Source organism: Roseibacillus persicicus, assembly GCF_014651675.1.
GTDB classification, from domain to species: domain Bacteria; phylum Verrucomicrobiota; class Verrucomicrobiia; order Verrucomicrobiales; family Akkermansiaceae; genus Roseibacillus; species Roseibacillus persicicus.
In genome coordinates, this window is sequence record NZ_BMXI01000002.1 from 187,829 (window position 1) to 212,847 (window position 25,019).

Annotated in this window: 20 protein-coding genes and 1 tRNA gene; 8 read left to right on the plus strand and 13 right to left on the minus strand. The window is 58.0% G+C overall.

What is annotated here, in order from left to right:
• Positions 1-37 precede the first annotated feature (37 nt).
• A complete protein-coding gene (locus IE099_RS03080; protein WP_189567258.1) occupies positions 38-1,582 on the plus strand; it encodes a pyridoxal-phosphate dependent enzyme in 1,545 nt (514 codons plus the stop codon).
• Positions 1,583-1,595: 13 nt separating this feature from the next.
• Here the strand turns inward: IE099_RS03080 and IE099_RS03085 are convergent, their stop codons facing one another.
• Positions 1,596-1,877, minus strand: a complete 282-nt coding sequence (locus tag IE099_RS03085) for a hypothetical protein (protein ID WP_189567260.1) — start codon at positions 1,875-1,877, stop codon at positions 1,596-1,598.
• Between the two features lie 137 nt (positions 1,878-2,014).
• Between IE099_RS03085 and IE099_RS03090 the strand changes: the two genes are divergently transcribed.
• Positions 2,015-2,539 (plus strand): hypothetical protein, encoded by a 525-nt coding sequence (locus IE099_RS03090; RefSeq protein WP_189567262.1) that lies wholly within the window; start codon positions 2,015-2,017, stop codon positions 2,537-2,539.
• 32 nt (positions 2,540-2,571) lie between these two features.
• Here IE099_RS03090 and IE099_RS03095 read toward each other — a convergent pair whose 3' ends face one another.
• Positions 2,572-4,815: an excinuclease ABC subunit UvrB gene (locus IE099_RS03095; protein WP_308428515.1), complete on the minus strand. Its 2,244-nt coding sequence runs from the start codon at positions 4,813-4,815 to the stop codon at positions 2,572-2,574.
• A gap of 17 nt (positions 4,816-4,832) precedes the next feature.
• Positions 4,833-5,576 (minus strand): L,D-transpeptidase, encoded by a 744-nt coding sequence (locus tag IE099_RS03100; RefSeq protein ID WP_189567264.1) that lies wholly within the window; start codon positions 5,574-5,576, stop codon positions 4,833-4,835.
• 115 nt (positions 5,577-5,691) lie between these two features.
• Between IE099_RS03100 and IE099_RS03105 the strand changes: the two genes are divergently transcribed.
• From IE099_RS03105 to IE099_RS03115, 3 genes are all read left to right on the plus strand, one after another.
• Positions 5,692-5,955 (plus strand): hypothetical protein, encoded by a 264-nt coding sequence (locus tag IE099_RS03105; RefSeq protein ID WP_189567265.1) that lies wholly within the window; start codon positions 5,692-5,694, stop codon positions 5,953-5,955.
• 54 nt (positions 5,956-6,009) lie between these two features.
• Positions 6,010-6,879 (plus strand): hypothetical protein, encoded by an 870-nt coding sequence (locus IE099_RS03110; RefSeq protein ID WP_189567266.1) that lies wholly within the window; start codon positions 6,010-6,012, stop codon positions 6,877-6,879.
• Positions 6,880-7,511: 632 nt separating this feature from the next.
• Positions 7,512-10,925 (plus strand): sulfatase-like hydrolase/transferase, encoded by a 3,414-nt coding sequence (locus IE099_RS03115; RefSeq protein ID WP_189567267.1) that lies wholly within the window; start codon positions 7,512-7,514, stop codon positions 10,923-10,925.
• Between the two features lie 101 nt (positions 10,926-11,026).
• On the opposite strand, the gene IE099_RS03120 is transcribed toward IE099_RS03115, so the two are convergent.
• From IE099_RS03120 to folP, 8 genes are all read right to left on the minus strand, one after another.
• A tRNA-Pro gene (locus tag IE099_RS03120) sits at positions 11,027-11,103 on the minus strand.
• A 211-nt stretch (positions 11,104-11,314) separates the two neighbouring features.
• A complete protein-coding gene (locus IE099_RS03125; protein ID WP_189567268.1) occupies positions 11,315-11,665 on the minus strand; it encodes a hypothetical protein in 351 nt (116 codons plus the stop codon).
• A gap of 20 nt (positions 11,666-11,685) precedes the next feature.
• Entirely contained in the window at positions 11,686-14,271 is a 2,586-nt protein-coding gene (locus tag IE099_RS03130; RefSeq protein ID WP_189567269.1) for a DNA topoisomerase 3, read from the minus strand.
• Positions 14,272-14,340: 69 nt separating this feature from the next.
• A complete protein-coding gene (locus IE099_RS03135) occupies positions 14,341-14,532 on the minus strand; it encodes a hypothetical protein (protein WP_189567270.1) in 192 nt (63 codons plus the stop codon).
• 81 nt (positions 14,533-14,613) lie between these two features.
• The gene (gene dprA / locus IE099_RS03140) at positions 14,614-15,753 is read right to left on the minus strand and encodes a DNA-processing protein DprA (protein WP_229809364.1); all 1,140 of its coding nucleotides are present in this window, start codon (positions 15,751-15,753) and stop codon (positions 14,614-14,616) included.
• Positions 15,747-17,135, minus strand: a complete 1,389-nt coding sequence (locus tag IE099_RS03145; RefSeq protein WP_189567271.1) for a DUF2851 family protein — start codon at positions 17,133-17,135, stop codon at positions 15,747-15,749. The genes dprA and IE099_RS03145 overlap by 7 nt, the downstream gene beginning before the upstream one ends.
• A 25-nt stretch (positions 17,136-17,160) precedes the next feature.
• Positions 17,161-17,421, minus strand: a complete 261-nt coding sequence (locus tag IE099_RS03150; protein WP_189567273.1) for a DUF167 domain-containing protein — start codon at positions 17,419-17,421, stop codon at positions 17,161-17,163.
• Positions 17,418-18,281 carry a dihydropteroate synthase gene (folP, locus tag IE099_RS03155; RefSeq protein WP_229809365.1) on the minus strand — a complete coding sequence of 288 codons (864 nt, stop codon included), beginning with the start codon at positions 18,279-18,281 and terminating at the stop codon, positions 17,418-17,420. Before folP ends, IE099_RS03150 begins: the two co-directional genes overlap by 4 nt.
• A gap of 171 nt (positions 18,282-18,452) precedes the next feature.
• Between folP and IE099_RS03160 the strand changes: the two genes are divergently transcribed.
• Positions 18,453-22,088, plus strand: coding sequence for a pilus assembly PilX family protein (locus IE099_RS03160; RefSeq protein WP_189567275.1), 3,636 nt, complete (start codon positions 18,453-18,455; stop codon positions 22,086-22,088).
• Positions 22,089-22,098: 10 nt separating this feature from the next.
• On the plus strand, positions 22,099-22,902 hold the full coding sequence (locus tag IE099_RS03165; protein WP_189567277.1) for a hypothetical protein: 804 nt from the start codon (positions 22,099-22,101) through the stop codon (positions 22,900-22,902).
• Here IE099_RS03165 and IE099_RS03170 read toward each other — a convergent pair.
• Positions 22,889-23,683 (minus strand): TIGR03943 family putative permease subunit, encoded by a 795-nt coding sequence (locus IE099_RS03170; RefSeq protein ID WP_189567280.1) that lies wholly within the window; start codon positions 23,681-23,683, stop codon positions 22,889-22,891. The genes IE099_RS03165 and IE099_RS03170 overlap by 14 nt on opposite strands.
• 132 nt (positions 23,684-23,815) lie before the next feature.
• Between IE099_RS03170 and IE099_RS03175 the strand changes: the two genes are divergently transcribed.
• The gene (locus IE099_RS03175; RefSeq protein WP_189567282.1) at positions 23,816-24,583 is read left to right on the plus strand and encodes an ABC transporter ATP-binding protein; all 768 of its coding nucleotides are present in this window, start codon (positions 23,816-23,818) and stop codon (positions 24,581-24,583) included.
• A 7-nt stretch (positions 24,584-24,590) separates the two neighbouring features.
• Here IE099_RS03175 and IE099_RS03180 read toward each other — a convergent pair whose 3' ends face one another.
• On the minus strand, positions 24,591-25,019 hold the full coding sequence (locus IE099_RS03180) for a hypothetical protein (RefSeq protein WP_189567284.1): 429 nt from the start codon (positions 25,017-25,019) through the stop codon (positions 24,591-24,593).

Genomic DNA, 25,019 nt, shown 5'->3' on the forward strand with positions numbered 1-25,019 from the left:
CCTTGCACCCGAGACGAGTCGGGGTTCATCTTGCGCCATGCCGAATGAGGAGCTGCCGATGGAGAGGCAATTGCGTCAGGAAATCCTTTTTGCGCGCGAGCGGGTCTATCGATTCGGGGTGGCAACGCCGCTGGAGCGTCTGATTTTGCCCGGGAAGGGCCCGGAGATTTGGGTCAAACGGGAGGACCTTTCGGCGGTGAAATCCTACAAGTGGCGCGGCGCTTGCAATCGCATGGCCACTCTTTCTCCTGAGGAAAAGGCGCGGGGCGTGGTGACGGCTTCGGCGGGTAATCACGCCCAAGGCGTTGCCTTGGCATCGCGAATTCTGGGTGTGCAGGCGCGCGTCTACATGCCGCGCTCCACCCCCAAGGTGAAGCAAAACGCGGTGCGGCATCACGGGGGCGAATTCGTCGAGATTCAGCTCGCGGGCGATAGCTACGACGAGGCGGTTTCCGCCGCGCGGGCGGATGAGGCCGAGAGCGGAGCGGTCTATGTGCACGCCTATGACGACCTCAAGGTGATGGCAGGGCAGGGGACGCTGGCGGATGAAGTGGTGCTGTCGGGGCAAGGGCCTTTCGATGCGGCCTACTTGCAGATTGGGGGCGGGGGTATGGCGGCCGGGGTGTCCACTTGGCTGAAAACCTATTGGCCCGAGATCGAGATCGTGGGGGTGGAAGGCGAAGGACAGGCCTCGATGACGGCGGCGCTGACTGCGGGGGAGACGCAGACTTTGGAAAAAGTGGATCTGTTCTGCGACGGCACCGCGGTGAGAGAGGCGGGCGCGTTGCCGTTCGAGATTTGCCGCGAGTCCCTCGCACGCATGGAGACGGTGAGCAACACGGAGGTGGGCCAGGCAATTCGAACTCTTTGGGACGGGCTGCGGGCCATCTCGGAGCCTTCGGGAGCGATGGGTCTGGCGGCGGTGTTGAAGAATCGCGAGGCCTTGGTGGGCAAGAAGGTTCTCGTGGTGCTGTGTGGAGCCAATGTCGATTTTTTACAGTTGGGTCATATCGCGCAATCGATGGGCGCGGGGGCGAAAAGCAGCCGCACCTTGCGAGTCAATATTCCCGAGCGACCCGGGACGATGTTGAAGCTGCTGGATACCTGCTTCGAAGGGCTCGATATCGCGGACTTTCAGTATGGAAAAACTTCTGCGGACCAAGCTTGGCCGGCCTTTACCATCTCCGCCGATGACCAGAAGGTGTTGGAGGAGTTGCCTGAGAAAATGGAGGCGAACGGTTTCGCGTGGGAGGACCTCACGGGGGCGAGTGATATTTCTTTTAGGGCCATCGCCTTGCGCGAAGACTTGCTGTCTTTCCCAGCCTTTCTCAAACTGCATTTCTACGAGCGGGCGGGGGCGCTGCATGACTTCTTGGATCGGCATATTCGAGGGAGCGCGAGCATGTGTTACTTCAACTATCGCCAAACTGGGGAGCGCATTGGACGGGCTTTGATCGGATTGGATTTTTCCTCGGCGGAAGAGCGTGAGCGTTTCCTTGCCACCATTCCCTCGCATGGGGATGGCTATCGACTTTGCGAACCGGTGGACGAAGCGACGCACCGTCGGTTGTTAGGCATCTAACAGCGAGTGGGCGCTAGGCCTCGGGCTCGAGGGACTTCGCGACTTCTTCTTCTTTGCCTGCGAGGGTGCGGATGTAGATTTCCTGCAGGCCTTTCTCGGATTGCATTACGGCCTTCAGGCCCCCGCTGACCGTGCGTTGAATCCGCAGTGAGCCGGTGGCGCTTCCTTTTCCCAGAGATTTTCCGCCATAGGAACGGCCGATGATGACCCCGACCACGCCTTCGAGAGCCTCGATTCTCTTGAGGAGAATCCGGCACTCTTTGGAGGTGGATTGGTGGCGTCCGCGGGATGGCATCGGTGTGGGAGGGTTAGGGGGTGAGGACCGTTCTGGCAAGCGGGACCATAGGAAATCTGGGCGTCAGGCCGCGTTTGGGCGGTCACTTTTGGAAAGCAGGCTAGCCACGGGAGCGAAAGTTCTCTAACTTCGCGCTCATGAAAAAACAATGGATCTGGACGCTCGCTCTTTTGCTTCTCTTGCCGACTTCGCTGTTGGCTGGTTCCCGGGGAGTGAGTCTGGCTTTTCTGGATGCCACTACTGGCTCGCGTTCGAAGGCAAGTCTACGGCTGGCGGAGCTTCTCGAGAAGGACATGCGCTCTCTCTATGTGAATCCCGAGCTGGCGACCGCCTTTCCCTGGAGCGAGCAGGACTTGGAGCTTAAGGTTCTCAAGCCCGCGGATGCCGGCATCTCATTCGACCGCCTTCTCAACACCAAGGATGGGGCCAAAATTGAGTCTCTCTTCAAAAAGATCGACTATCCCGACGGGCTCATTGTCTTTTTCCACGATCCCGAAGGCGGTTACGCCCGATTGAAACTCTATAGCTGGGACGGCACCGAAGCTTTGCTTCTTCGTCTGCCTTTGGAAGGCAAGGAGTCGGCGATGTCGGATTCCCTCATGAAAGGTCACCGTCAAGGTGCCCTCATTGCTTTGGGTGCAGCGGTTCGCTGGAGCCCGTAGTGGACTCGTTCGTCACGGTTCGGAGAGGGTGACTATTTGCCCTTCTTTCGGGCCTGATAGGTGACCTTCTTCTTAGGGATAGCGGGCTTGTCGGTGAGGCCGGCTTTTTCCTTGAGCTGTTTGATTTGGTCGCGCAGGTGGGCGGCGCGCTCGAACTCGAGCTTGCTGGCCGCTTCCTGCATCTCGCCCTCGAGCTCGCGGAGGACTTCGGTGGCGTTGAAGACCATGTCGTCTTCCGCCACCAGGCCCATGTTCACCTTGCGGCCCTTGCTATTATTTTCATCGTAGGTGTGGAGACTTTCCTGCACTTTGCGAATTACGCTTTGGGGCGTGATGTTGTGTTTCTCGTTGTATTCCTGCTGCTTCTGGCGGCGGTATTCGGTGACGTCGATGAGGCGTTGGATGGAGTCCGTGATTTTGTCGCAGAAAAGGACGCACTCGCCATTGAGGTGGCGGGCGGCACGTCCGGCGGTCTGGATGAGTGAGGTCTCGTTGCGGAGAAAGCCTTCCTTGTCTGCGTCGAGGATGCAGACCAGCGAGACCTCGGGAAGGTCAAGACCCTCCCGGAGAAGGTTGATGCCGACGAGGATGTCGAATTCGGCCGCGCGGAGGGCGCGTAGGATTTCGACGCGTTCCACCGCGTCGATGTCGGAGTGCAGGTAGCGCACCTTGAGGTCGACGCCGACGAGATATTCGGTAAGGTCTTCGGCGGTTTTTTTGGTGAGGGTGGTGACGAGGACGCGCTCGTTCTTCTCCACCCGCTGGCGGCAAAGCTCGATGGTCTCGTCGATCTGGCCTTTCAAAGGCTTGAGATGCAGGATGGGATCGAGAAGGCCGGTGGGGCGAATGATTTGTTCCACCACGAGAGGCTTGCCCCGTTTGGTGGGGTCGAAGTCTTCCACCGACTCGTCGCTGCCGCTGGTCTTGACCTTCATTTTTTTCAAGGTCAGGAAGTCGAGTCCGCGGGCTTCGGCATCGCGCTTGATGTCGATGTAGCTGCGGTTGTCGGGACGCGAGTTGGCGAGCTCGAAGACGCTCGGAGTGGCCGAAACATATAGCCGCTGCATGGTCTGCTCCATGAACTCGGGGAACTTGAGCGGGCGGTTGTCCAGCGCGCTGGGCAGGCGGAAGCCGTGGTCGACGAGGACGGTCTTGCGGCTGCGGTCGCCTTCATACATGCCTCCGATTTGCGGGATGGAGACGTGGCTCTCGTCCACCATTAGCATGAAGTCCCGCTCCGCGAAAAAGTCTAACAAGGTGTAGGGGCGGGCTCCCGGTGGGCGGCCGGTGAGGTGGCGGGAGTAGTTCTCGATGCCCTGGCAGAAGCCCATCTCCTCCATCATCTCGAGGTCGTAGTCGGTGCGCATCTTCAGGCGCTGAGCCTCGATGAGTTTGCCTGCTTTTTCGAAGGCAGCGACTTGTTCAGCGCACTCCTTCTTGATGGCGTGCATGGCATCCTTCATCTTGGTGCGGTCGGTGACGAATTGTTTGGCAGGGAAAAAGGTGTGGGACTCGATGCGGTCAATGACGGTGCCACGCAGGGAGTCGATGGTCGAGATGCGCTCGATCTCGTCGCCAAAGAATTCCACCCGAATCGCGGTCTCGTCGAGGTAGGCGGGATGGACCTCGACGACGTCGCCACGCACCCGGAACTTACCGCGTCCAAAGGCGATGTCGTTGCGTTCGAAGAGAAGGTTCACGAGTTCTTTGAGGAACTCGTCGCGTCCGATTTCTTTCCCCACCCAGACGGGGAGCATCGCGCTTTCATAGTCATCCGGTGAACCTAAACCGTAGATGCACGAGACCGAGGCCACCACGATGACGTCTTGGCGAGTGAGCACCGAGCCCATGGTGGAAAGGCGCATGCGCTCGATCTCGTCGTTGATCGAGGAGTCTTTCTCAATGTAGGTGTCGGTGCGCGGGATGTAGGCCTCGGGCTGGTAGTAGTCGAAGTAGGAGACGAAATATTCGACTGCGTTGTGGGGGAAGAAATTCTTGAACTCGGAATAGAGCTGCGCCGCGAGAGTCTTGTTGTGCGACATGATCAGGGTCGGCTTCCCGATGTTCTGAATCACGTTCGCCATCGTGAAGGTTTTGCCCGATCCGGTCACCCCCAGCAGGGTCTGGTGCGCGTTCCCGGCCTTGATGGACTTGGTGAGCTTGGCAATAGCCTGCGCCTGGTCCCCGGCGGGCTGGTAGTCACTGGCAAGTTGAAAGGGCATGGGGAGAACGTTCAACATCGAACGCGAAACGTCCAATGCTGAAGTGAAAAACATTCCGCGGCGAGCGTTCGCTACTGCCGGTTGAGAACGTAGACCGCCGCCCCCAGTCGGTTTCTTTGATATTCAGTCACTTGTCCGCCGCGAATGAGGCTTTGCAAATTGGCATTGGGATTGGCGGTGGGGTCGAATTTTCCAGCGCCTTGGATGAGGTAGGGGATGAGCTTGGGGGCGTCTTCGATATCGGGGACGGGACAACCAGTGGTGCAGGGGACGCGACCGATGAGGCGCTGGGCGCGGCGCTGGCGGAGCATTTCGCTGGCTTCAGGATTGTAAGAGTGAATGACCACGCCATTGGGCACCATGCCGCGGAGCGTGGGGTCAGGATGGCTGGGTGGGTAGAGCATCTCGGCGTAGATTCCGCTGACGCCTTTTTTGGAATCACCGGTTTGTATGGCTGTGTTGCCATTCTTCGCGATGCGCACCCCGCCCATGGTGAAAAATCCGGGAGGGGTCTGTGAGTCCTCGATGCCGAGACCGCCTTTTCCAGTGCCGCAGCGGAAGGTCTCCTTCACTTGGCCGGACTTGCGATCGATGATGTGCATGCGTTGCGCGGCAGGATCGACCACGAAGAGCCAAGTGGGATCGTAGTCGGGATAGCCCGCTTGTCGTTGGGCGGCGATGGCAGACTCGATGTTGCTCCACTCCACACCGACCAATCGGGCCGCAGGCGAACTGCTCGAACTAGACGGACTGGTGGGGGAGCAGGATGGGAGCAGGGGAAGGAGCAATAGGAGGGCAAGAACTCGGAGATTCATGCGGGAAAGATGGGGCCTTCCGGGGCGGTCGTCCAATGCAGAATGCGGTCACCCGCAAGGTGGGCGGCGGCGGAGTTTTCTTGAGAAAGAAGTCCCTTGGGTTAGAACTAGTAGGATGATGAAGTCTCTATGTGCGCTTTTGGTGTTTCTGGTCGCTGCTGCCGAGGGTCAGGGTTTGAAGGGGCAGTGGGAGGTCCCCACCGTTTCCGCGAAGAACTTGGACCAATGGCAGGAGTTCATCTTTCCCAGTGGTCAGGAACTCGCTTGGCGCAACATCCGCTGGCATCGGGAATTGGAGTTCGCGGCGGATGAGGCCAAGGAGCTGGGGCGTCCCGTGTTGCTGTGGACCATGAATGGTCATCCTGCGGGCGAAACCTGAAACAATGGCGTCAAAGGACGCTGGGAGGTCTGGTCAGACCCCGAGGTGCAGGCGTTGGCGAAGGAGTTCGTTTGTGTGGCGGATGAGTGCTGGGATCTTTCCCCGCCGGATTGGTTCAATCGCGAGTGGCTGAAGACCCCGCGCAGCACCCGGCTTTTCGAAAGCTATCTCAAGAAGGCTCCCGAGGGTCTGATTCCGCAGGGCACTTCGACCTTTCAGGGCTCTTACTGCATGACCGCGGAGGGCGACTATCTGGGTGGGGCCTTTGCCTGGGTGGACCGGGACCGCACGGTGCAGTTGCTGAAAAGCTCCTTGGAAAATTTCCGGAAAAAGTCGGATGGCGAGATGAAGCCGGTGCCGGAAAATGAGTTGCCCCTCTACGTGGGCCCCGCGCCCGCGAAGGGTGGCTTGAAGATTCAACTGGCCTACCGCGATTTGCCCCGGGGCAGCAATCGTTACCCCCAGACCGACCGAATCGAGCGTCCCGTCAATCTGGGCTTCTTGGACCTGAAGCCGGAGGAGGTGCGCGAGTTTTTACCCGAGGGAAAGGAGGCCAAGACTCTTTCCCAAGCATTGGTGAAGAAGATCTCGCAGGATTGCCTCAAGGATTGCGCGCGCGGACAATGCAATGTGGATAAAAAGGCCTTCCGAAGCGGCGAGTGGACGGTGAAGGAGTCGGGGCGGCAAGGAAACCTGCGGACTATCGAGTTGCGCGGAACTTCGAGCCTGGATGGCGGGGGAGTGCGCTTCGAGCCGACGATCTACGGTCAGCTGGAATATGATGAGGGGGAGGGAAAGTTCGTGCACTTCGACCTTGTTGCGGTTGGTCAACGCAGTGGGGCCAGTGAGTTCAACTTTCGTCGGGGAGACGAGGATGCGGCCCCGCTGGGAGTGGCATTCCGGCTCTTTGCGCAGAAAAAATGAAAAAGATTCAGAATCTTTGAACGTCAGGCGGGGTTGAGGGTCTTAACCTTTGAACAGCGAGTTGAACGCCGCTGTTCGTCTTCATAAACAAGGGTAATAGCACGTCAGTTTCATCCTTCCGCGAGTGCGGATTTCGGATTGTTTTGACAAGCCGCCAGCTCCGCAAGGACCTGGCGGCTGCTTTGTTTTAAGAGGGAGGGTTATCGCCTCCGATTGGATCTTGCTCGGGGCCCTCTGATGAGAATTTTGGTGTAAAAAGGGAAAAAGATAAAAAAGATCCGGAATCTTTGAACATCAGGTTGAGTTGAGGGTCTTAACCTCTGAACAGCGAGTTGAACGCCGCTGTTCGTCTTCATAAACAAGGGTAATAGCACGTCAGTTTTTCCTTCCGCGAGTGCGGAATTCGGAATGTTTTGACAAGCCGCCAGCTCCGCAAGGATCTGGCGGCTGCTTTGTTTGGAGCGGGAGGGTTGGAAAGGCCTCCATGATTTTACCCTGTGAGACTCGCGGTGCTGAGGAAACAGGGCTATGGGAGAAATTCCAAGGGCGGGTATAGATTGGTCGACTCCGGAGTGTTGATTCCGGTAGTCCGAGTGATCGAATGGTCCGGACTTTTTCAAATCCTCCTTCTAATGCGCATTTTTTTCCTCCTTTTCGGCCTGGTCTCAGCTCTCCAGTCGGCCCCCAATGTGATTTTCATTCTTTGCGACGATTTGGGCTATGGAGATGTCTATAATCTGCATCAGCACACCCGTGACAATGGGGCGGGCGGCGGGATCGCGGGGGATGGTCTCATCAATGGGAGCGAAGAAGCCTTTATCTACACTCCTCACCTCGACCGGATGGCGGCAGAGGGGGCGAGGTTGATCCAGCACTACACAAGCGCCCCTGTCTGCGCTCCGGCGAGGGGGTCGATCTTGCAAGGCCGCGATCAGGGGCATGCGAACATCCGCAACAACTCCTTCGACAAGGTGATCGAAGACAATCACACCCTCGGAACGGTGATGAAGGAGGCTGGCTACTACACAGCCTGCATTGGCAAGTGGGGGGTTGGAGGGGGGACCGCTCCCTACGCCGGGCATCCCAATCGACGAGGATTCGACTACTTTTACGGCTACATGAAGCATGGGCAGGGTCACGAGCATTACCCGGGCAATGGTGGGACGGTCTTGGACCAAGAAGAGCCCGTCACAAGTGGTCTCGATCATGCCTACACCACGGACTTGTGGACTGCTCGTTCGAAGAAATTGATTCAAGAACATCATGCCAACGACCCGGAAACGCCCTTTTTCCTCTATCTCGCCTACGATGCGCCTCACGCCAAGTTGCAGGTCCCGACCCAAGCCTATCCAGCGGGAATGGGGGCGAGTGGAGGGCTGTCCTGGCCACTGAACACGAACTCGGGAACCAACGATTCGTGGATCCATCCCGATTATTCCAGCCTCTCGGATTCACCCGCGCGCCATGCGACCATGGTGCGGCGACTGGATGACTGCGTGGGGGATCTCTTGCAAACCCTTCGCGACCTGGGGATCGATGATGAGACCCTGGTGGTCTTTTCCTCCGACAATGGAACTCACAATGAGGCGGGAGGGGGCGGGACGGTGAAGCATGATCCCCAGAACTTCGACTCCTACGGCATTTTGGAGGGAATCAAGCGCGACCAATGGGAGGGGGGCATTCGAATGCCGACCTTCGCATGGTGGCCGGGTCAGATTGGGGACAACGATGCCACGACTCCCGCGATGGACTCCACCAGGCCCTCCGCCTTTTGGGACTGGATGCCGACATTTGCCGAGGCGGCAGGGCTGACTCCTCCCGCTTGGAGCAACGGTGTTTCTTTGCTGCCTGAGCTGACGGGGAGCGGAAGCCAGCAGGACAAGGGCTATCTTTACTTTGAGTATTATAATAACGGGTCCACGCCGAATTATGCGGATTTCCCAGTCCACCGGCAGACCCGGCGCAATCAGATGCAGGCCATCTTTCTCGATGATAGCGACGGGAAGCGCTACAAAGGCATTCGTTACAACGTGGGGGATCATGAGGGTGATGATTTTCTGATTTACGACGTCTCCACCGACCCAAGTGAGTCCACCGACCTCGCGGCATCGAAGATCGCTTTGCAGCAAAGGATGAAGGACGAGGTCTTGCGCGTGCGGGTGGATGGCGATTATAACCGGAGTTATTTGACCTCGGAATTTGCTCCGCCGGTCACCTTGCCAAGTATCGTCAATGGCCTGAACTACCGGGCTTACGAGGGCAGCTGGCCTTGGGTGCCCGAAACGGACTATCTCACGGCAGTTTCCCGTGGAGAAAGTAGTGGGCTGGACCTGAGCAAGCGTCCGCGTGATGCGCAGTTTGCCCTTGAGTTCACGGGATATCTCCTCGTGCCTTTGGAAGGAGAATACACTTTCGAGATGACTGCCGATGCGGCGGTCGGCACCGATGCTTCGGGGGCGATGCTTTGGATTCACGATGCCAACGTGATCGCGGACGACTTCAATCGTGATGGAAGCGCGCGCACAGGTAGCATGCGTCTGCAGGCTGGCTTGCACCCGATTCGAGTGGCTTATAAACATGAGACGGGAGCGCGAAGCCTGTCTCTCCAGTATTCTGGCCCGGGGGTGCCTTTGCAGGAAATTCCCGCGGAGTCGTTTTTCATCGAGGGCGATGCAGGGCCCGAGCCCGTGGCGAGACCAGACCAAGCGGTCACGACGGAATCCGCTTCCGTATTGATTCCGGTGCTTTTCAATGACACCGATGATGGTGCCCCGGCGGAATTATCAATCTCCGAGATCGGCGAAGCCTCTCTGGGAACGGCAAGCATCAGCGGCAATCGCATCCTTTACGATCCCGTGCCGGGAAAGTTTGGAGTGGACCAGTTCACCTATACGATTACGGATGGGGAGAATCCGGTTCAGTCGCTGGTCACAGTGACGATTGAAGGAAAGGGATCGGTCTTGTCGTCAGACTTCAATGGTCATGGTTCGGTGGATGGGTCGGGTCAATTCACAGGAATTATCTGGCAGACTGATGGCGTCAGCACCCCATCCAGCACGCTGACTCTCAGTGCGGATGCAGAGGTTCAGACTGATGGGGCGAGTGCGAATGTGAACCGGATAGCGGTGGATCGGAATATTGATAAACAGGGGCCCTGGAGTGTGGATATCGGATTCACCGCTTCGCAAAATCTAACCCTTTCCGATCTCACCTTTGATTATGAGTTCATCAGTGGAGCGGGGAATCTCCAGGGGAATGCGCATCCGGGGAGCGGAATCGTCACGGTTTCGCTATTGGACGGGAGTGCGAGCACGACCCTGACGACCGTGACCCTGCCGGCCCTGGGGGCGGAGACTGCCGCCAATAATTCTGGGACGGGGATTGTGGCGGACTTTCCAGACTACAATCTAACGACAGGAAGCTCCTATGTTTTGCGTTTTCACGTCACCAGTTCAGTGACCCTGGGAAATAATTTTTCCTTCGATAATTTGTCGCTGAACAAGAGCGTTGCCACACCCAGTGTTTTCAATTTCTCCGCGTCCCCGCAGGCGATCGCCGGGACGGGGGATGTCAGCCTGAATTGGTCCACCAGTTCTGCGGGACAATTGGTGCTCAGCGATGGCAGCAACGAACTGGTCTCCTATCGGAGTGGTGTGAATGGACAAGAGATCCTGGATTCCGGCTCATATACGCTCACGGGAGTGGACCGGGATACGACTTTCATCTTGCGGGTGGCGAGTGGTGAGGATGGCTCAGGAGGTTGTGCTGTTGTGCTGGCAAAGGTGGTGGTGGGACCCGAGCTCTCGCCCTTGTCAGTGGAAGTGTGCGGCATCGATTCTGAGACGGGTGAGCCCTTTATCCAAGTCACCGGATTGGAGTCAGGGGAGGAGTATCAACTCTTTCGCTCCAGCGATTTGGTGACCTTTGAACCTGCTGGCAGCCCGATGAGTGCTGATGAAGCGGGGTCTTTGGTGTTTTCTGATTCCCTGCCCCTGGAGGTGAGCGTGCATCCCCGTCTTTTCTATCAGGTGCGCCGGAGAGACTGATTCTTCGTGGATATCAGGGAAAAGTTCTGAGGACAATCCAGCCTCAGACTGGGCGTAGTCCCTAGATACACAAAAACCGCTGACGTATCAGCGGTTTAGAGTGGTCGGGGAGACAGGATTCGAACCTGCGACATCTGGTTCCCAAAACCAGCGCTCTACCAAGCTGAGCTACTCCCCGAGTCCCTCGCGGGCGCGGACTTTCTCTTTAGTCGCTTGGAAAAGCAAGCCACAAAAACGATCCTTGGGGCACTTTTTTGTCTTTCTCGGGTGTTGGGGTCAACAATACGCAAATTCTTACGGATTTGCGGTCGGTTTTCGGGCCGGACGCCGGCGAAATGTTGTGAAGACCGACTCCATGCTCACTTCGTCCGGGCCGCTGGGATATTCGGCTACTTGCGCTCGAAAGCTTTGAGCAAATAGAAGAGGGGGATGGCCACGATGGCAATCAGAACGGAGCCGCCTAGACTCCCGCCTCGACTGCAATGCCGGGCCCATTGCTCAGCTGCTTTCTTATCTCCCAATACGCCAATGGCGAAAATTCCCAAGCCCACCAGCGCAAGAACTGTGAGCAGGATGACGGTCCACAGTGGCCATCCCTCTATTTCCTTTCCCTGCCATGCCAGAGCGAAACCAGGGACGGCAAGGAAGATGGCCCCGATGGTGATGAGAAAACACCTCGGCAAACTCAGCCACTCGCGTGTCGCAATGCGAGCAATCCGAATTCTCCAAGGCGTACTCATTACCCTGTCAGCCGAGCGGACTATTCGGCGTCCTTGGTCTCTTCCTTCTTCTCAGCAGTCTTCTTGGCGCCTTTTTTGCCGAACTTCCGGGGTGGGAATTCGAAGGTGGGGCGCTCTTCCTTGAAGTCATAGAGCAGGAAGGCGGCGAACTTGCGCTTCGTTCTGTTAGAGACAAAGTCGTCGATCTTGGCCGTCTTTTCGCCCTTGAGAATGGTGAGGGCTTCCTCGCGGGTGATCTCGTGCGACAAGAGGCGACGGGAGACCCGAATGCCGTCGGGATTCTTGTCGGTCTTGTAGGTCGGGAGGATGTAAGCCTTCTCGGTTTCGTAGATTTTGTGGGTGTCGCCTTCGTGCTCGATGGTGCCGACCACTTGATCGTCGGTGAGGTCCTCGATGTTGATTTCCTCGTCGCCGGGGAAGACAAAGCCGGTCTTCCATTTGCCGAGCTTGCCGGTCTTGGAGACATCTTGCTTCAGTTCGAGGGCTGCGGAGAAGGGCTTGTTAAAGCGCGACATGAAGCCGTCCTGCTCCTCGAGGAATTTCGAGGTGAAAAGGGTCTTGGCCTGATCGGGGGTGAGCTCTTTGCCAGCAATGTATTTGCTGATTTTGAACTTACACTCGGGGTTGCGGCACTCGTAGGTGGCATCGGTGGTGCGAAGGGATTCCGCTCCGCAGTTGGGGCAAGTGCAATCGAGGTCGGGGAAGGACCGGTTGACCATGGCGTCCATGTGCTTGCGGGCGCGACCGACGACGTCTTCGGTGAAGTCGACAATCTCCTTCATGAAGACATCGCGCGAGAGTTGGCCTTGTTCCATCTGGCGCAGTTTGGCTTCCCAGTCACCGGTCATGGAAGGCGAGATGAGGGGATCGATCTTCATCTCTTCCAAGAGGTCGATGAGGCGGAGGCCTTTGCCGGAGGCGTAAAGTTCGCGGGCCTCGCGGGCGACATACTTCTGGCGGATGAGGCCTTCGATGATGTTCGCGCGGGTGGCGGGGGTGCCGAGACCACGCTCGGACATCGCTTCGCGCAGCTCATCGTCGTCGAGCAATTTGCCCGCTCCTTCCATCGCGGAAAGGAGGGTGGCCTCACTGTATCGGGCGGGAGGGTTGGTTTGTTTGTCCTCGCGATGAATCTCGGAGACTTTAGCAGCTTCGTCTTGTTCGACGGGGACGAGTTCGTCTTTGCCGGCGGCCACGCCCAGTGAGCGTCCATAGACTGCCAGCCAGCCGAGTTCGACGAGGACTTTACCATCGGTGCGGAAGGTGTCGGTCGCTCCGGGGGTGGTGATGGTGGTGAGGCGTTTGGTGACCTCGAAGACGGCGTGGGGGTAGAAGACGGCGAGGAAGCGCTTGGTGACGAGGTCGTAGAGCTTGGCCTCTTCGTCCGAGAGCTTGACCACACGTCCGGTCGGGATGATGGCAAAGTGATCGGAGACCTTGGCGTTGTTAAAGACGCGCTTGTCGAAGCGGATGAGATTTTTCTTCAGGGCGTCGTCGGCCCATTGGGAAAGCGGGTGGGATGACTTCTTGATGTCCTCGACGGTGGTCTGGACGTTGGGAAGGTAGTCCTCCGGCAGGTAGCGCGAGTCCGTCCGGGGATAGGTGAGCATTTTGTGGCGCTCATAGAGGGCCTGCGCCAGTTGCAGGGTGCGGCGGGCGGAGAAGCCGAAGCGGCTGGAGGCCTCACGCTGCAGGGTGGTGAGGTCATAGAGCTGGGGAGCGATTTGCTTCTGTGGTTTGGTCTCCTCGCTGACGGAACCGGTCTGGCCGGTACAGCGGGCGATGATGGCGTCGGCGTCTTCTTGCTTCCAAATGCGCTCGGCGCGTCCGTGGGGCTGACTCTCGCTTTTTTGGAAATTCAGGTCGATCCACTTGCCGTCATATTGACCAGCCTTCACGTCGAAGGTGGCGTGCACTTCGTTGTAGGGCTCGCTGACGAAAGCTTGAATCTCGCGCTCGCGCTTGGCGAGGATGGCGAGGGTGGGGGTCTGCACGCGGCCGGCGGCGGTGATATTGAATCCACCGTGGCGGGAGCGGAAGCAGGTGAGTGCGCGGGTCGAGTTCAGCCCGACCAGCCAGTCGGACTCGGAGCGGCATTTCGCGGCATCGCGCAAGTTCTCCATTTCTTTGCCGTCACGCAGCTTGTCCCAGGCCTCTTGAATGGACTTGGTGGTCATGGACTGCATCCAAAGGCGTTTGACGGGTTTGTCGATTTTGCCGATGTCCATGATGTATTGGAAGATGAGCTCACCTTCGCGGCCGGCATCGCAGGCGTTGATGATGAGGTCGTATTCCTTTTTCTTGGCGAGACCGAGAATGTGTTTAAGGCGGGCTTCGGACTGTTCGATGGGTTGCAGTTCGAAGGTACTGGGGATGGCCGGGAGGACGTCGAACTTCCAAGGGAGGTTCTTGCCGTTGGGGCCAGTTGGCATCTTCAGCTCGACCAAGTGACCGACCGCCGAGGTGATGGCGGCGTGCTCGTTGACAAAGTACTGGGAGTCTCTGGTTTTTCCCTTCTTCTCAAACTTTCCGAGCTTGGGTGCCAGGGCGCGGGAGAGGTCGGTTGCGACCGAGGGTTTCTCGGCAATGATTAACGTTTTGGCCATCTGAAGGCGCGACTAACGGACGAATCGGGCCGTTTGCCAAGGTTTTTTCCTAGCAAAGGCCGCGAAACTCTAGCAATCGGACAGACGGCGATGGGCCGGAGTGCCGGTTTTGGTTGCGTGGGTGGCGGGACGGAAGCGTCTCCGCTCGAAGGTGTTTTTGACGGATTGCTCTTCTTGGGTCGCCAAGTCGGGTTCCCGGATTCCGGCTTTCAGTTCCACTTGAATGGGAATGTGGCAGTGCGGGCAGGGGCCGTCTGCCATGGTCTGCAGAATCGTCAGTCGAATTCCACATGCGGGGCATGGGAATGATATTTCGATAGGGTTGACTTGCACGATTTCCCATTAATTAAAGGTTCTGACGTATCTTTGGCCAGCCATTTGTTTGACAAGGCCTTTCATCTCGAGGCCGAGAAGGGTGGCTGAGACGAGATGGATGGGGCTACCGGACCGGTCGGCAATCTGGTCCATGGTGAGTTCTTCAGAGGTGATCTGAGAGTAGATGGTGCTCTCGACCTCGTTGAGGGCGGGGGCGGGGTTCTCCTTTTTGGCGGGGGATTCTTTCTTGGCGCTCTTGGAATTTGTCTGGAAAAGGGGGAGTTCCTGTAGGTCGCGGAGGATTTGGTTGGGCTCGAAGACAAGGCTGGCCCCTTCCCGAATGAGGTCGTGGCAACCCTCGGATTGTGGGCGGTCGATGGGACCGGGGATGGCGTAGACGGGGCGTCCGGCATCTGAGGCCATCCCTGCGGTGATGAGCGAGCCTGAGCGGCGGGGGCTCTCGGTCACGAGCAAGGCGGTCGACCAATTGGCGACGATGCGGTTGCGTTGGGGGAAGGTCTGTTTGTCGGGCGGGCAGCGCAGGGGGAATTCCGAGACGACTGCGCCATGCCCATCGGCGATGCGCTCTGCGAGGTCGCGGTTTTCGGAAGGATAGAGGTTGAGCAATCCAGAGCCCAATACCGCGATGGTTCGTCCGCCGGCGTCGAGTGCGGCTTGGTGGGCTTCAGTATCGATGCCGCGGGCAAGACCGGAGATGATGGTGTAGCCCGAGCGGGCGAGACCACTGGCAAAGTTTCGGGTGGTGGCACGCCCGTAATGAGTGCACCGGCGGGAGCCGACCACGCCGATGGCGTGTTGATCGGCTTCGGTCACCTCGCCCTTCACATAGAGAAGAAGGGGGGCATCGGGGCTTTCCGCCAGCTGGCGGGGCCAGTGCAAGGACTTGGGGGTCAGGATGGTGATGCCGTGGCGTTCGCAGAGCGCCAGTTCGGCATCGGCGTCGGTAAGAGTTTGCCAGTCGCAGATGATGGAGGCCACTTCGGGACCGATACCAGAGACGGACTGCAGGGATGTGGAGGACTGGGCCAGAATGGTTTCGGGATTTCCAAATTGTCGGAGCAGTCGACGCAGTCGGATGGGCCCGACTTTGGGCAAAGCGTTGAGAGTGAGGAGGGCCGAGAGCATGGGGGGAGGATTTTCTACCATGTGAGGAGTTGTTCGGGGAAGGGGCATTGCTGGCAGTCGGAGTGGTCCTTCAGGCAAAAATCCTGATAGACTTGGAGGAGGGCCTGGTGATGCCAGGCTTTTTTGAGGAAGGAGTCTTTGACCGTGCGGTCGCCAAAGAGCCGATAGGCGGCGCGTTGCACTCGTTCGGAGGGGCTGCCTCCCGGGAGCTTGGCGTAGGCAGGCCAGTGGAGATCGGGACTTTCTTCCAGCCGCAAGGGGTGCAGGACGTTGGCCAGAAAGTCTTGGGCCCGCTGGCGTCCGAAGAGGGTGATGGCTTTCGTGGTTGACCTGGAGGTGAGGGTGTAGTGGTGGTCCCAGTAGGGATCGTTGGCATCCTGGAGTTTTTTGGCGAAATCGGGGAGGGATTGGCGGGAAAGCTTTTCCACCGTGGGCCAACTGGCGAGCAGGGTGGTGAGGGCGGCAACTCTCCGCTGGGGGTGGTTGGTGGGTCGAATGCCGGCGAACTTCCAGGGAAGGGGTCTGGGGTCGGGATGGGGGCGGATCTTCCACCAGTTGGTCCACAGCTCGCGCAGCCACTGGTGGGACTCGGGTGGAGCGTGGTCCGGGAGCTCGGGAGAAAGAAATCCAGCGAGGCCGAAGAGGTAGGCCGTGCGCTCGAGAGGGGGAAGGTTGCGCATCTTTGCCAATGGAGCTCTTTGGGAGAGGAGAGTCATCGCGAGCTGGTTCTGGTGATAACCCAAGGCATTGGCGAGGGCTTGCCAAAGAGCCTGGGGGTAGCCGTGGACCTCTTTGACACAGAGGAAGCGCTTCGCCTTCAGATGGGCACGATGGAGTGCTGCTTCTCTGAGCAAATCTTCCACCCGTCCCAGACTCATGCTGGCGAGGGGATGGTAACAGCGCCCCAAGGTCACCGGGGCTTGCCAGCGAGGTGGAGGCAAGACCCCTTCCATGCGCTCGGGAGGGATGAGGACTTGGGGGATTTCGCGATGATCGGTGGTGCGGATAAAGGTCTCCCGACCAGAGGGTTCCACCGAGAGATGGAGAACTACGGAATCGAATTCGGGGTTGGTGGAGTGTCCGTGGGCTTCCCAATCGCTCGGCCGCGTGTCGAGCTCGATGGGGCCCTGTCGGACGACCCCGTCGATGAGAACCGCGCAGTTCAGAAAGTCCGGCCCGGGTCCGTGGTTCCACTCGCCGAATTGCCGGATCTCCACCTCACGTCCGTCCAAAGAGGAGAATGAGCGGCCAAAGTGACCGGCGAAAAAAGAGGATTGGAGCTCGATTTCACTTGGGAGAGCGCGAGGCTCCTCCGCCAGCCAACCCGAACGAAGGGAATCAACGAATCTGGAATAAGAGCCGGCCATCCGGGGAATGGTTTTTCCAAATTCCAAATTGAGCAAGAGAAAAGTGTTCTTCTGAACTTGTTCAGGCGGGTGGTAGTTGGATTTCGCGGGGGATGCGCAATCGCTTGAAACGCGAGGTTTCCCCTTTGTGAAGTTGAATATTGCTCTTCGCGGTTTTCAACTCTTTGGCCAAAAAGGCGATCAGGGCCATGTTCGCTTTTCCGTCGACGGGTGGCGCGGCCAGTTGGATGCGCAGATGGGTCCCATGATCCGGGTGGTCGGCCCAGCCGAGGATCTGGCTCTGTCGGGCATTGGGGCTCACCTTGACGACGAGAGTTCTCATTGCTCCAGTCCTTGCAAGACTTTGAGAAGTTCAAAGCTGCCCTTGACCTCGTGAACCCGATAAATGGCGGCTCCCCGACTGTGCCCGGCGGATACGCAACCTAAGGTGGCAGCATCGCGATCGGCTGGTTCCTTGATTTCAAGAGTTTCTCCAATAAAGCCCTTGCGACCGACCGGGAGAAGGAGAGGGCGGTCAAATCGGGTGAGGCGAGCGAGGTCGCGCAGGACCACGAGGTCGTCCTGAGCGGATTTGGCAAAGCCGAAACCCGGGTCGAGGATCACCTGTTCGCGGGAGAGGCCGGCCTCGTCGCATTGTGCCAATTTTTCCGCAAAGAAATCCTCCATCGAGCTCATCACATCCGGCCAGCGCACGTGCGAGTGATCGACCTTGGGCTCTCCCACGGAGTGCATCACCAAGAGGGCTGCTCCAGACTTGGCACAGGCCAGAGCATTCTGATTATCAGGCAGTCCGCTCATGTCGTTGATGAGTTCCACCCCCATCTCCAACACGGCAGCCACGACTTCGGGGCGCCAGGTATTGGCCGAGAGGACAGGGGGCCAGACCTGTTGGTTGTCGCGTGGCTTGGCTTGGGCCACGACCTTTTCCCATTGCTTGCAAAAGCCGAGGAATCGTTCGATTTCCTCCGCCGGTGAGATGGCCTTGCGATTGGTTCGGGCACTCTCGGCACCCACATCGACGATGTCGGCACCCTCTTCGATCATCTCCATTGCCCGATGGGCGGCCCAGGTGAAGTCGACCTTGCCGTCGCCGGAGAAAGAGTCGTCATTGATATTGAGGATGCCCATCACGCAACCCCGACGGGGCCAGGAGAGGGTGCGGTCGCGCAGCCGGAGAAGCATGAGGGAGCATGGTGCTGTTATTCGGGTTTTTCCAAACAGTTTTCATCACAAAAGCCGGAAGTTTGCTAAAATAGGTCTAGAAACTGCGGTTGAAATCTCGTTACGGAAGCGCCCCTAGTTTCCCCTTGATGTATTGCAATCGTAAATTCATCAATTAGAATATCGGAGCAGTTGAAGTTAAAGATCCAGTCATTGGGCAGTCCTCGCCAGAAGAAGGATTCGTCTCGGGGATTCGCGATGATGGTGACCGTGCTCATCATGATCCTTCTTTCGCTGATCGCGACGGGTCTCTTGACCTTGTCGACGGTGGAGATGCGGGCGGCGAATATCAGCCGCGAGCAGCAGATTGCCCGCTCGAACGCCAAGCTCGCTCTCACTATCGCGGTAGGTGAGCTGCAGACTTATCTGGGGCCTGACAAAAGAGTGTCGGCGCCGAGTTCGATCCTGGAGAATAATGGCTCAGTCAATCACCCTCATTGGACTGGGGTCTGGAGCACGCGGCAGGAAAACGGGGACTCTTTCTGGAGGCGTGATGACAATGAGGGAGGGCTCCACGATGTGCGATATGAGAAGGGATGGGATGCGCGCGATGAAGTGCTGTCCTATTTGGTCAGTGGTAATGAGGGAGGTCGTGGAGCCAGTGAAGGAGGTTTACTGGATCCTTTCGGCCCTGCGGAAGATGATGCCTCGTGGGTCAAGCTGGTGGGGGAAGGATCGCTGGGATTCAACCCGAACCCTCTTGACGAAGTTGTGGTGCCCAAGGTCAAGGTCGAGTCCTTCGATGGTCAGGTCGGAAGTTACGGTTTTTGGGTGGGAGATTTGGGAGTGCGGGCCAACGTGGCGACGCCCAACGTATGGAATCGCGATGGCCGGATGCTGAGTAGGGAAGAGGAGCTTTTCCCTCTGCTGGCCAGCCAAGAGTCGGATGCCACCATAATGGTCACGCCAGATGGGCAGAAGCTTGATTCGTTGACTCGGGTTGAAAAGGGCCGCCTGGCGACCGATGGTCAACTGCCATTGCTCTCGAATGAAAAGTGGGCGCCGGGTCTGTGGCATGACCTGACCACTTGGTCCCAAGGAGTCTTGGCCGATACCCGCGACGGCGGGCTGCGAAAGAATCTAACAGCCTATCTGCAATCCTCCTATTCCCCGGAGCTTGATGTCCTGAGTGATGGTGACAATCTGGTGGGACCTCGGAATCCTGAACATGCGGCCAAGTTGGGGCAATCGTGGTCCGCAGGCCGTTATCGGATGAGCGCGCCCACCTTCGGAATGTTGCGGGATTGGGTGCAGAACTCGGTGGGATTGAATCCCGGGGTCGCGCTGCAGAGAAACTCTGAAACTGCCTACTTGGATAGTACGGCGGCGGGATCTCGCTCGGCCTTTGCCAATGATGAGACCGTCAAGTTGGTTGGACGGACCCGCTCCGATCTGAAGCCAGTCGTAGTCGAGGGATCAATGTATTCGACCTTCTCCTACCACCTCAATCCGGAAGGCTTCGCAAAGAAATACAATATCCGCTTCCATCAATGGCCCCGGGTGGTGCTCTGGAATCCCTACAATGTGGAAATCTCCGTTCCACAATCGGTGATGATGCTGCAGCTGAATTCACGCAACGACTTTCGGACGAGCATCCGGACCGGCGGCTTTGTCGGGACGGTGCAGTGGATCAGTTGGGGAGGGGGCACACGCACTCCACCACCTCGCTCGGGCGAGTCGATTACAGAGAGCGCGAATTATAACGACCCTTATTCGGGCATGCGGTATTTCTCGCTGCCCGCCCAGGTCATCGGACCGGGTGAGTGTCTGGTCTTTTCTCCTGAACAAGCCGCTGAATATAATTCCAGAAATGTTCTCGCCAACCGGTTGTCGGCGAGCGTAGCGCCCGATCCTTCGCGCAACTTTTACATCTCTTCCAGTGAGTTTGATGACGATGATACCGGATCAGGGTTCAACTTTGAGATACTGAGATACTTCTACTACCCCGCGCAGGGACTCGACAATCAGGCCGATGATGCGCGGATGATTTGGAAGGATGCTTCCGGCCTGTTGAATCTGGACATCTACAGTTTTGACCGCTTGCCCCAGTTGTCCTCGGTCTCTTGCTCGTTGCAATATGGAGCAGGAAAAGAACCGAGGCTGGCGATTAATGAAATCAATCAGATCGATGTCGAGTTCACCGATTTGAAGAATCCAGTGATTGCCAATCGGCCGGATGTGCGGAGTCGTGAGGGTTTCCGGCTGCGGTGGTTGGAGGAGCATCTTTCCAATGTGTCGGTGGGGAACAATCCGGCTGGCCCCTATGCCTTCGAGACCGCTCCCCTCGCCAATTGGAATATGCGCGCGAGCTATGCTTTGCGCTCTCCATGGTCGAACATTGCCGGTGATCAGGGAGATGGCATCGCCAGTGGTCCCTGGTTCTTCGGGGCCTACACCCGCGACCTTTACGATCAGGCGGTGTCTTGGGATGAGCAGTTGCCGTTTTTTCACGACGGACTCTACCGGGGGAATCCTTTTGGTCCTCCGCAGGAAGGCCGGGTTCGCAATGTCCTCTTTGAGTTGCCGCGGGAACAGGTAGGGATTGTTTCGATCGCGCAATTGCAGCACGCGAAGCTCAGCGAGTTCATCTGGCATCCCACTTATGCGATTGGCAATTCTTTGGTTGATCCCCGGCTGGAGCTACGAGGGATGGCGGGGACTTCGCCGTCGCTTTTGTCTGAAAGCGACGGGGGCTGGAACGCGGATGCCATCGGGTGGTCCAATGATGTGGAACGATCCGAGGAGCGGGATGAATGGGCCCGCTTCGCGCGCTTTATTGTTCAGGAACTCCCCCAGGATGAGAACCTGGTTTATGACCTGAGCTACGAGGTCAACCACGCCTTGTTTGATGAGTTTTTCTTGTCCTCCGGGGATGAGGATCAGCGCCGGGAATTCGTGGAAGAGGGCGAGCCTCTTCCGAACGGGAGAATGCGTCTTGTTGAGGGTGGGACGGTTGACGACCTGAACAGTATCACGCGCGCAGCCTCCAAGCTGATGGTCGATGGAGCTTTCAACGTGAATTCCACAAGCGTGGAAGCGTGGAAAGCGCTTCTAGCCTCCACCCGCCAGTCGGGTCTTTCCTCCAAGGAGAGCAGCCCTTTCCCGCGTGCTCCCCAGGCGCAATCAGGCGAGTATCTTTCCGGGTCGGGTTTCCCGGAAGACGATGAAGCCTGGTCGGGCTTCCGGAGTTTGAGTGATGCGGAAATCGAGGCCTTGGCCACCGAGATTGTGGAGCAGGTGAGGTTGCGTGGCCCTTTCCTTTCGCTCTCGGATTTCGTCAATCGGGGACTGGTCGGTTATGGGCAAGGGGAGATCGGGACGATGGGGCCCTTGCAGGCCGCAATTGAGGCGGCGGGGCTGAACCGCGAGTTCATCGATCGCTGGGAGTTGTTCAAGCAGGGCGAACTGCCTGATTACAGCCACCCCGACAACATCAGCGACAGCACTCGCATCAGTCAGACGCTCAAGCCCGACTCGAAAGCTTGGGGCGCGCCAGGCTATTTGACCCAAGCCGACCTTCTTCAGGTCATCGGACCGGTCCTAAGTGCTCGCTCGGACACCTTCGTGGTTCGCTGTTATGGTGATGCCAAGGACTCGTCGGGACGAATTACCGCAAAGGCCTGGTGCGAGGCGGTGGTGCAGCGGACTCCGCAGCCGATTGCTCCGGATCAAAGCGGGCTCAATCCCGACCCGAATCATGCCAGCGGGCGATTCGGGCGTCAGTTCGAGGTCCGATCTTTCCGCTGGCTTTCGGAAGAGGAGGTGTAAGGCTTTTGGCATGGAGCGTTTTACTTTAGCCATAGTTCTAATCGTTCTCGGGGCCGGCTTCCTTCCTGCGCAGGAAAGAGAAGTTCCGGCTCGGACGCTTCGGATTCTGGCCGTGGGGGATTCTCCACCTTTCCGGCAGGAAATCCGCAATGGGATTCGCTACGAGTTGCCGCCTCCCGAGGGCAGCGTGCCGCCAATACGGGTGCAGGCCGCGATTCTGGATGCCGAAGGTGCCGAGCAGAAAAGCGAATACGAAATCGACAATCCCGACGAGCCCGGTCTGCGCCTGCGGCTCAACAACGTCACCTCACGGCTTACCGTGCCGGGGGCCGCCCTTTCGGTGACCCTGCTGGACGATGGAACGTCGTGGCACCAGTTCCAATTGCCGGAGGGTGGGGACTATCTACTTGTTTTGTTTCGCGATCCCCAGCTGAAGAGTTGGGGAAAAGCGCGCTCGATTCTCGTGCCTGATGGGGGCAGTTCTTTCGGCGCAGGCGACATGCGGTTTATCAATGTCGGCCCCGTGAACACGGCCTTTACCATTGGGGATCGAGAGCGTTTCGAGTTGGCTGCTGGCAAGGTTCTTTTTCAGACCCTGGGGGTGTCGCAGGGGACTCCTGCCCAAGTGATGTATCAAGATCCCAAGCGGGGTTGGCAGCGGCTTTGGTCCAGCGCCTTGGTGCAAAATCGTGGAGAGCGAAGCACAATCGTGGTTTATTTCGCCGATGGCGAAAAGCCCCGGCGCCCTCTCAAGCTCATTGCCCTGCGCGAGCGCGCGGTGGCTCTCTCCAAGGAGCGTTCTACCAACCCGTAAAGCCGCCTTGGTTGGGCGGGGGAATGGCTTCCATCTTCTCGACTTCGAAAACAGGAAAAATGCCCTCCGGTAGTTCCTCGTAGCGCAAAGTGCCACCCACTCGCACCCAAGAGCGTTCTTGGAAGACGGGCACGCTTTCTTTGAACTCCAACGGAAAGCCCAGAACCATGGCGTCGGCCGCGCAACAGGTCATCAGGGTGCGGTAGATGCGCAGGCGTTTGCCATCCAAGTTGTTGTCGCGCTCGGCGACTACCTGGCCTTCGGTCTCAATCTTCACCCCGCTGAAGACATCCATCATTTCCTCGTCTCCCGCCGAGAAAAAGAGCTGGCTAACGGGGAGCTGGAAGCGGCCCTCGTCGTTTTTGGGAGTCGATTTCTCCAGCATTTCCTTGGTAAAGGGCGGAATGCTGTATGCAGAGCTGTCGAACTGATTGTTATAGAGGCCTTTGCGCTCCAAGACATCCAAGGAAAATCCGCTGGAAGTGTCCGTGGCGAGAGCCGCAGAGAGAGGAAGAATCATCAGCAAAAGAACGACCCATGGATTCTGGTCGTGATGGTCGTGGCCGTGATCACAATGATCGTGCCCGCAATCGGAATCTTCTTTGAGGGTGAGCAGCACGAAAAGGCCCAGCACAATCATCCCCAAACCACCGAGAAGGGTGATGGTGTGAAACTTTGGAACGAGGAACTCGCCCATCCGGCCCGCGGCATAGAGATAAACGATGGCCGATCCCCAAAAGAGGGCGGCCAAAGCGGGCAGGGCATTCTGAAGCAACTTCATCGTTGGAGAGAATCGGACGGGGGAGAGACCTTAGCAAGGAGGAATCCCGAGCACCTCGCGGAAAACCAAAGTCGCGTCCCCTTGCTCCTTCTTAGTTGCCATCCTCTGAACACTCGTCAACTTTCCCTGCAAATGAGCAGCAAGCGAGAGGTCTTTGTATCGATGCGAAACGTCCACCAACGTTTCGGCGATAATCACGTCCTACGCGGGGTAGACCTCGATATCTATCGCGGCGAGACCTTGGTTCTGCTCGGTGGTTCCGGGGGAGGAAAGAGCGTGCTCATGAAGCACATCTGCGGTTTGCTGTGTCCTATCAAGGGCAGCGTGGTCGTCGATGGGGAAACCATTTCCTGCAAGAGTGAGCGCGAGATGGCGGCCGTGCGGCGGAAGGTCTCGATGATGTTTCAGAGCGGTGCTCTTTTCGACTCTCTAACAGTCGGAGGCAATGTTGCCTTTCCGCTGCGCGAAGCTGGAGTTCGTGACGAGACCTTGATTGCGGAACGGGTTGAGAAGGCGCTCGAGATTGTGCGCCTCCCCGGGCAAACCGACAAGATGCCTTCCGACCTCTCTGGCGGAATGCGCAAGCGGGTCGCCCTGGCCCGCGCGGTGGTGGAGATGCCCTGCATGGTGCTCTTCGACGAGCCTCATGCGGGACTGGATCCCGTGACTGCTGACTCCATCGATCACCTGATCAAAGACCTTCAGAACGACCACCAGATGACCAACGTCGTGGTCACTCACGAGATGCGCAGCGTCTTTCGCATCGCGGACCGCGTGGTCTTCATGAAGGAAGGCCTCATCTACTTCGAGGGCACCCCGCAGGAACTGAAGAACAGCGACGACAAGTTGCTGCAGGATTTCGTCGAAGGACGAAGTGCCCGTGGTGGCAAGTGGGAGTAGTCTGTTTCTAATTCGCAGGCTGGGACGTCGCTGATCCCAAGGTCTTGATATAGGCCGTGACTTTCTGGTTATAGCCAAAGATCAGGATGAGGGGGAGGCAGCTTAGGAAAGTGGCGGTGGTGATGATTCCGTAAGGAAGGGTTTCAGGGGATGTCAGAGCGAAGATTCCTCGAAACGAGAGAAAAGCTAACAAGACCGCAAAGAGCCCAACCAGAATTCGTCTATTCTCGATGCCCTTTCGCAGCGCTGCGGGAGCAGTGAAAAAGTAGACGCTGGCGGCGAGCCAGACAGCGACATTGATGAAATTCGAATACACAAAGATGATGCGAAGGGCGCACAAAACTGCGACGACAAAGCAAGCGATGAGCCCTCGTTCGAAGGATTTCTTTGCCTCGTGGTCACCCTTCGGAGCCGAGGGTTGAGTGTCGTTTTCCAT

Coding starts and splice junctions, on each gene's coding strand:
- IE099_RS03115 (WP_189567267.1), top strand. CDS start 7,512: ATGCGCATTTTTTTCCTCCTTTTCGGCCTGGTCTCAGCTCTCCAGTCG.
- IE099_RS03085 (WP_189567260.1), bottom strand. CDS start 1,877: ATGCCATCCCGCGGACGCCACCAATCCACCTCCAAAGAGTGCCGGATT.
- folP (WP_229809365.1), bottom strand. CDS start 18,281: ATGCTTCTCCGGCTGCGCGACCGCACCCTCTCCTGGCCCCGTCGGGGT.
- dprA (WP_229809364.1), bottom strand. CDS start 15,753: ATGGTAGAAAATCCTCCCCCCATGCTCTCGGCCCTCCTCACTCTCAAC.
- IE099_RS03130 (WP_189567269.1), bottom strand. CDS start 14,271: ATGGCCAAAACGTTAATCATTGCCGAGAAACCCTCGGTCGCAACCGAC.
- IE099_RS03095 (WP_308428515.1), bottom strand. CDS start 4,815: ATGTTTTTCACTTCAGCATTGGACGTTTCGCGTTCGATGTTGAACGTT.
- IE099_RS03175 (WP_189567282.1), top strand. CDS start 23,816: ATGAGCAGCAAGCGAGAGGTCTTTGTATCGATGCGAAACGTCCACCAA.
- IE099_RS03180 (WP_189567284.1), bottom strand. CDS start 25,019: ATGGAAAACGACACTCAACCCTCGGCTCCGAAGGGTGACCACGAGGCA.
- IE099_RS03100 (WP_189567264.1), bottom strand. CDS start 5,576: ATGAATCTCCGAGTTCTTGCCCTCCTATTGCTCCTTCCCCTGCTCCCA.
- IE099_RS03135 (WP_189567270.1), bottom strand. CDS start 14,532: ATGGCAGACGGCCCCTGCCCGCACTGCCACATTCCCATTCAAGTGGAA.
- IE099_RS03080 (WP_189567258.1), top strand. CDS start 38: ATGCCGAATGAGGAGCTGCCGATGGAGAGGCAATTGCGTCAGGAAATC.
- IE099_RS03170 (WP_189567280.1), bottom strand. CDS start 23,683: ATGAAGTTGCTTCAGAATGCCCTGCCCGCTTTGGCCGCCCTCTTTTGG.
- IE099_RS03090 (WP_189567262.1), top strand. CDS start 2,015: ATGAAAAAACAATGGATCTGGACGCTCGCTCTTTTGCTTCTCTTGCCG.
- IE099_RS03165 (WP_189567277.1), top strand. CDS start 22,099: ATGGAGCGTTTTACTTTAGCCATAGTTCTAATCGTTCTCGGGGCCGGC.
- IE099_RS03150 (WP_189567273.1), bottom strand. CDS start 17,421: ATGAGAACTCTCGTCGTCAAGGTGAGCCCCAATGCCCGACAGAGCCAG.
- IE099_RS03125 (WP_189567268.1), bottom strand. CDS start 11,665: ATGAGTACGCCTTGGAGAATTCGGATTGCTCGCATTGCGACACGCGAG.
- IE099_RS03105 (WP_189567265.1), top strand. CDS start 5,692: ATGATGAAGTCTCTATGTGCGCTTTTGGTGTTTCTGGTCGCTGCTGCC.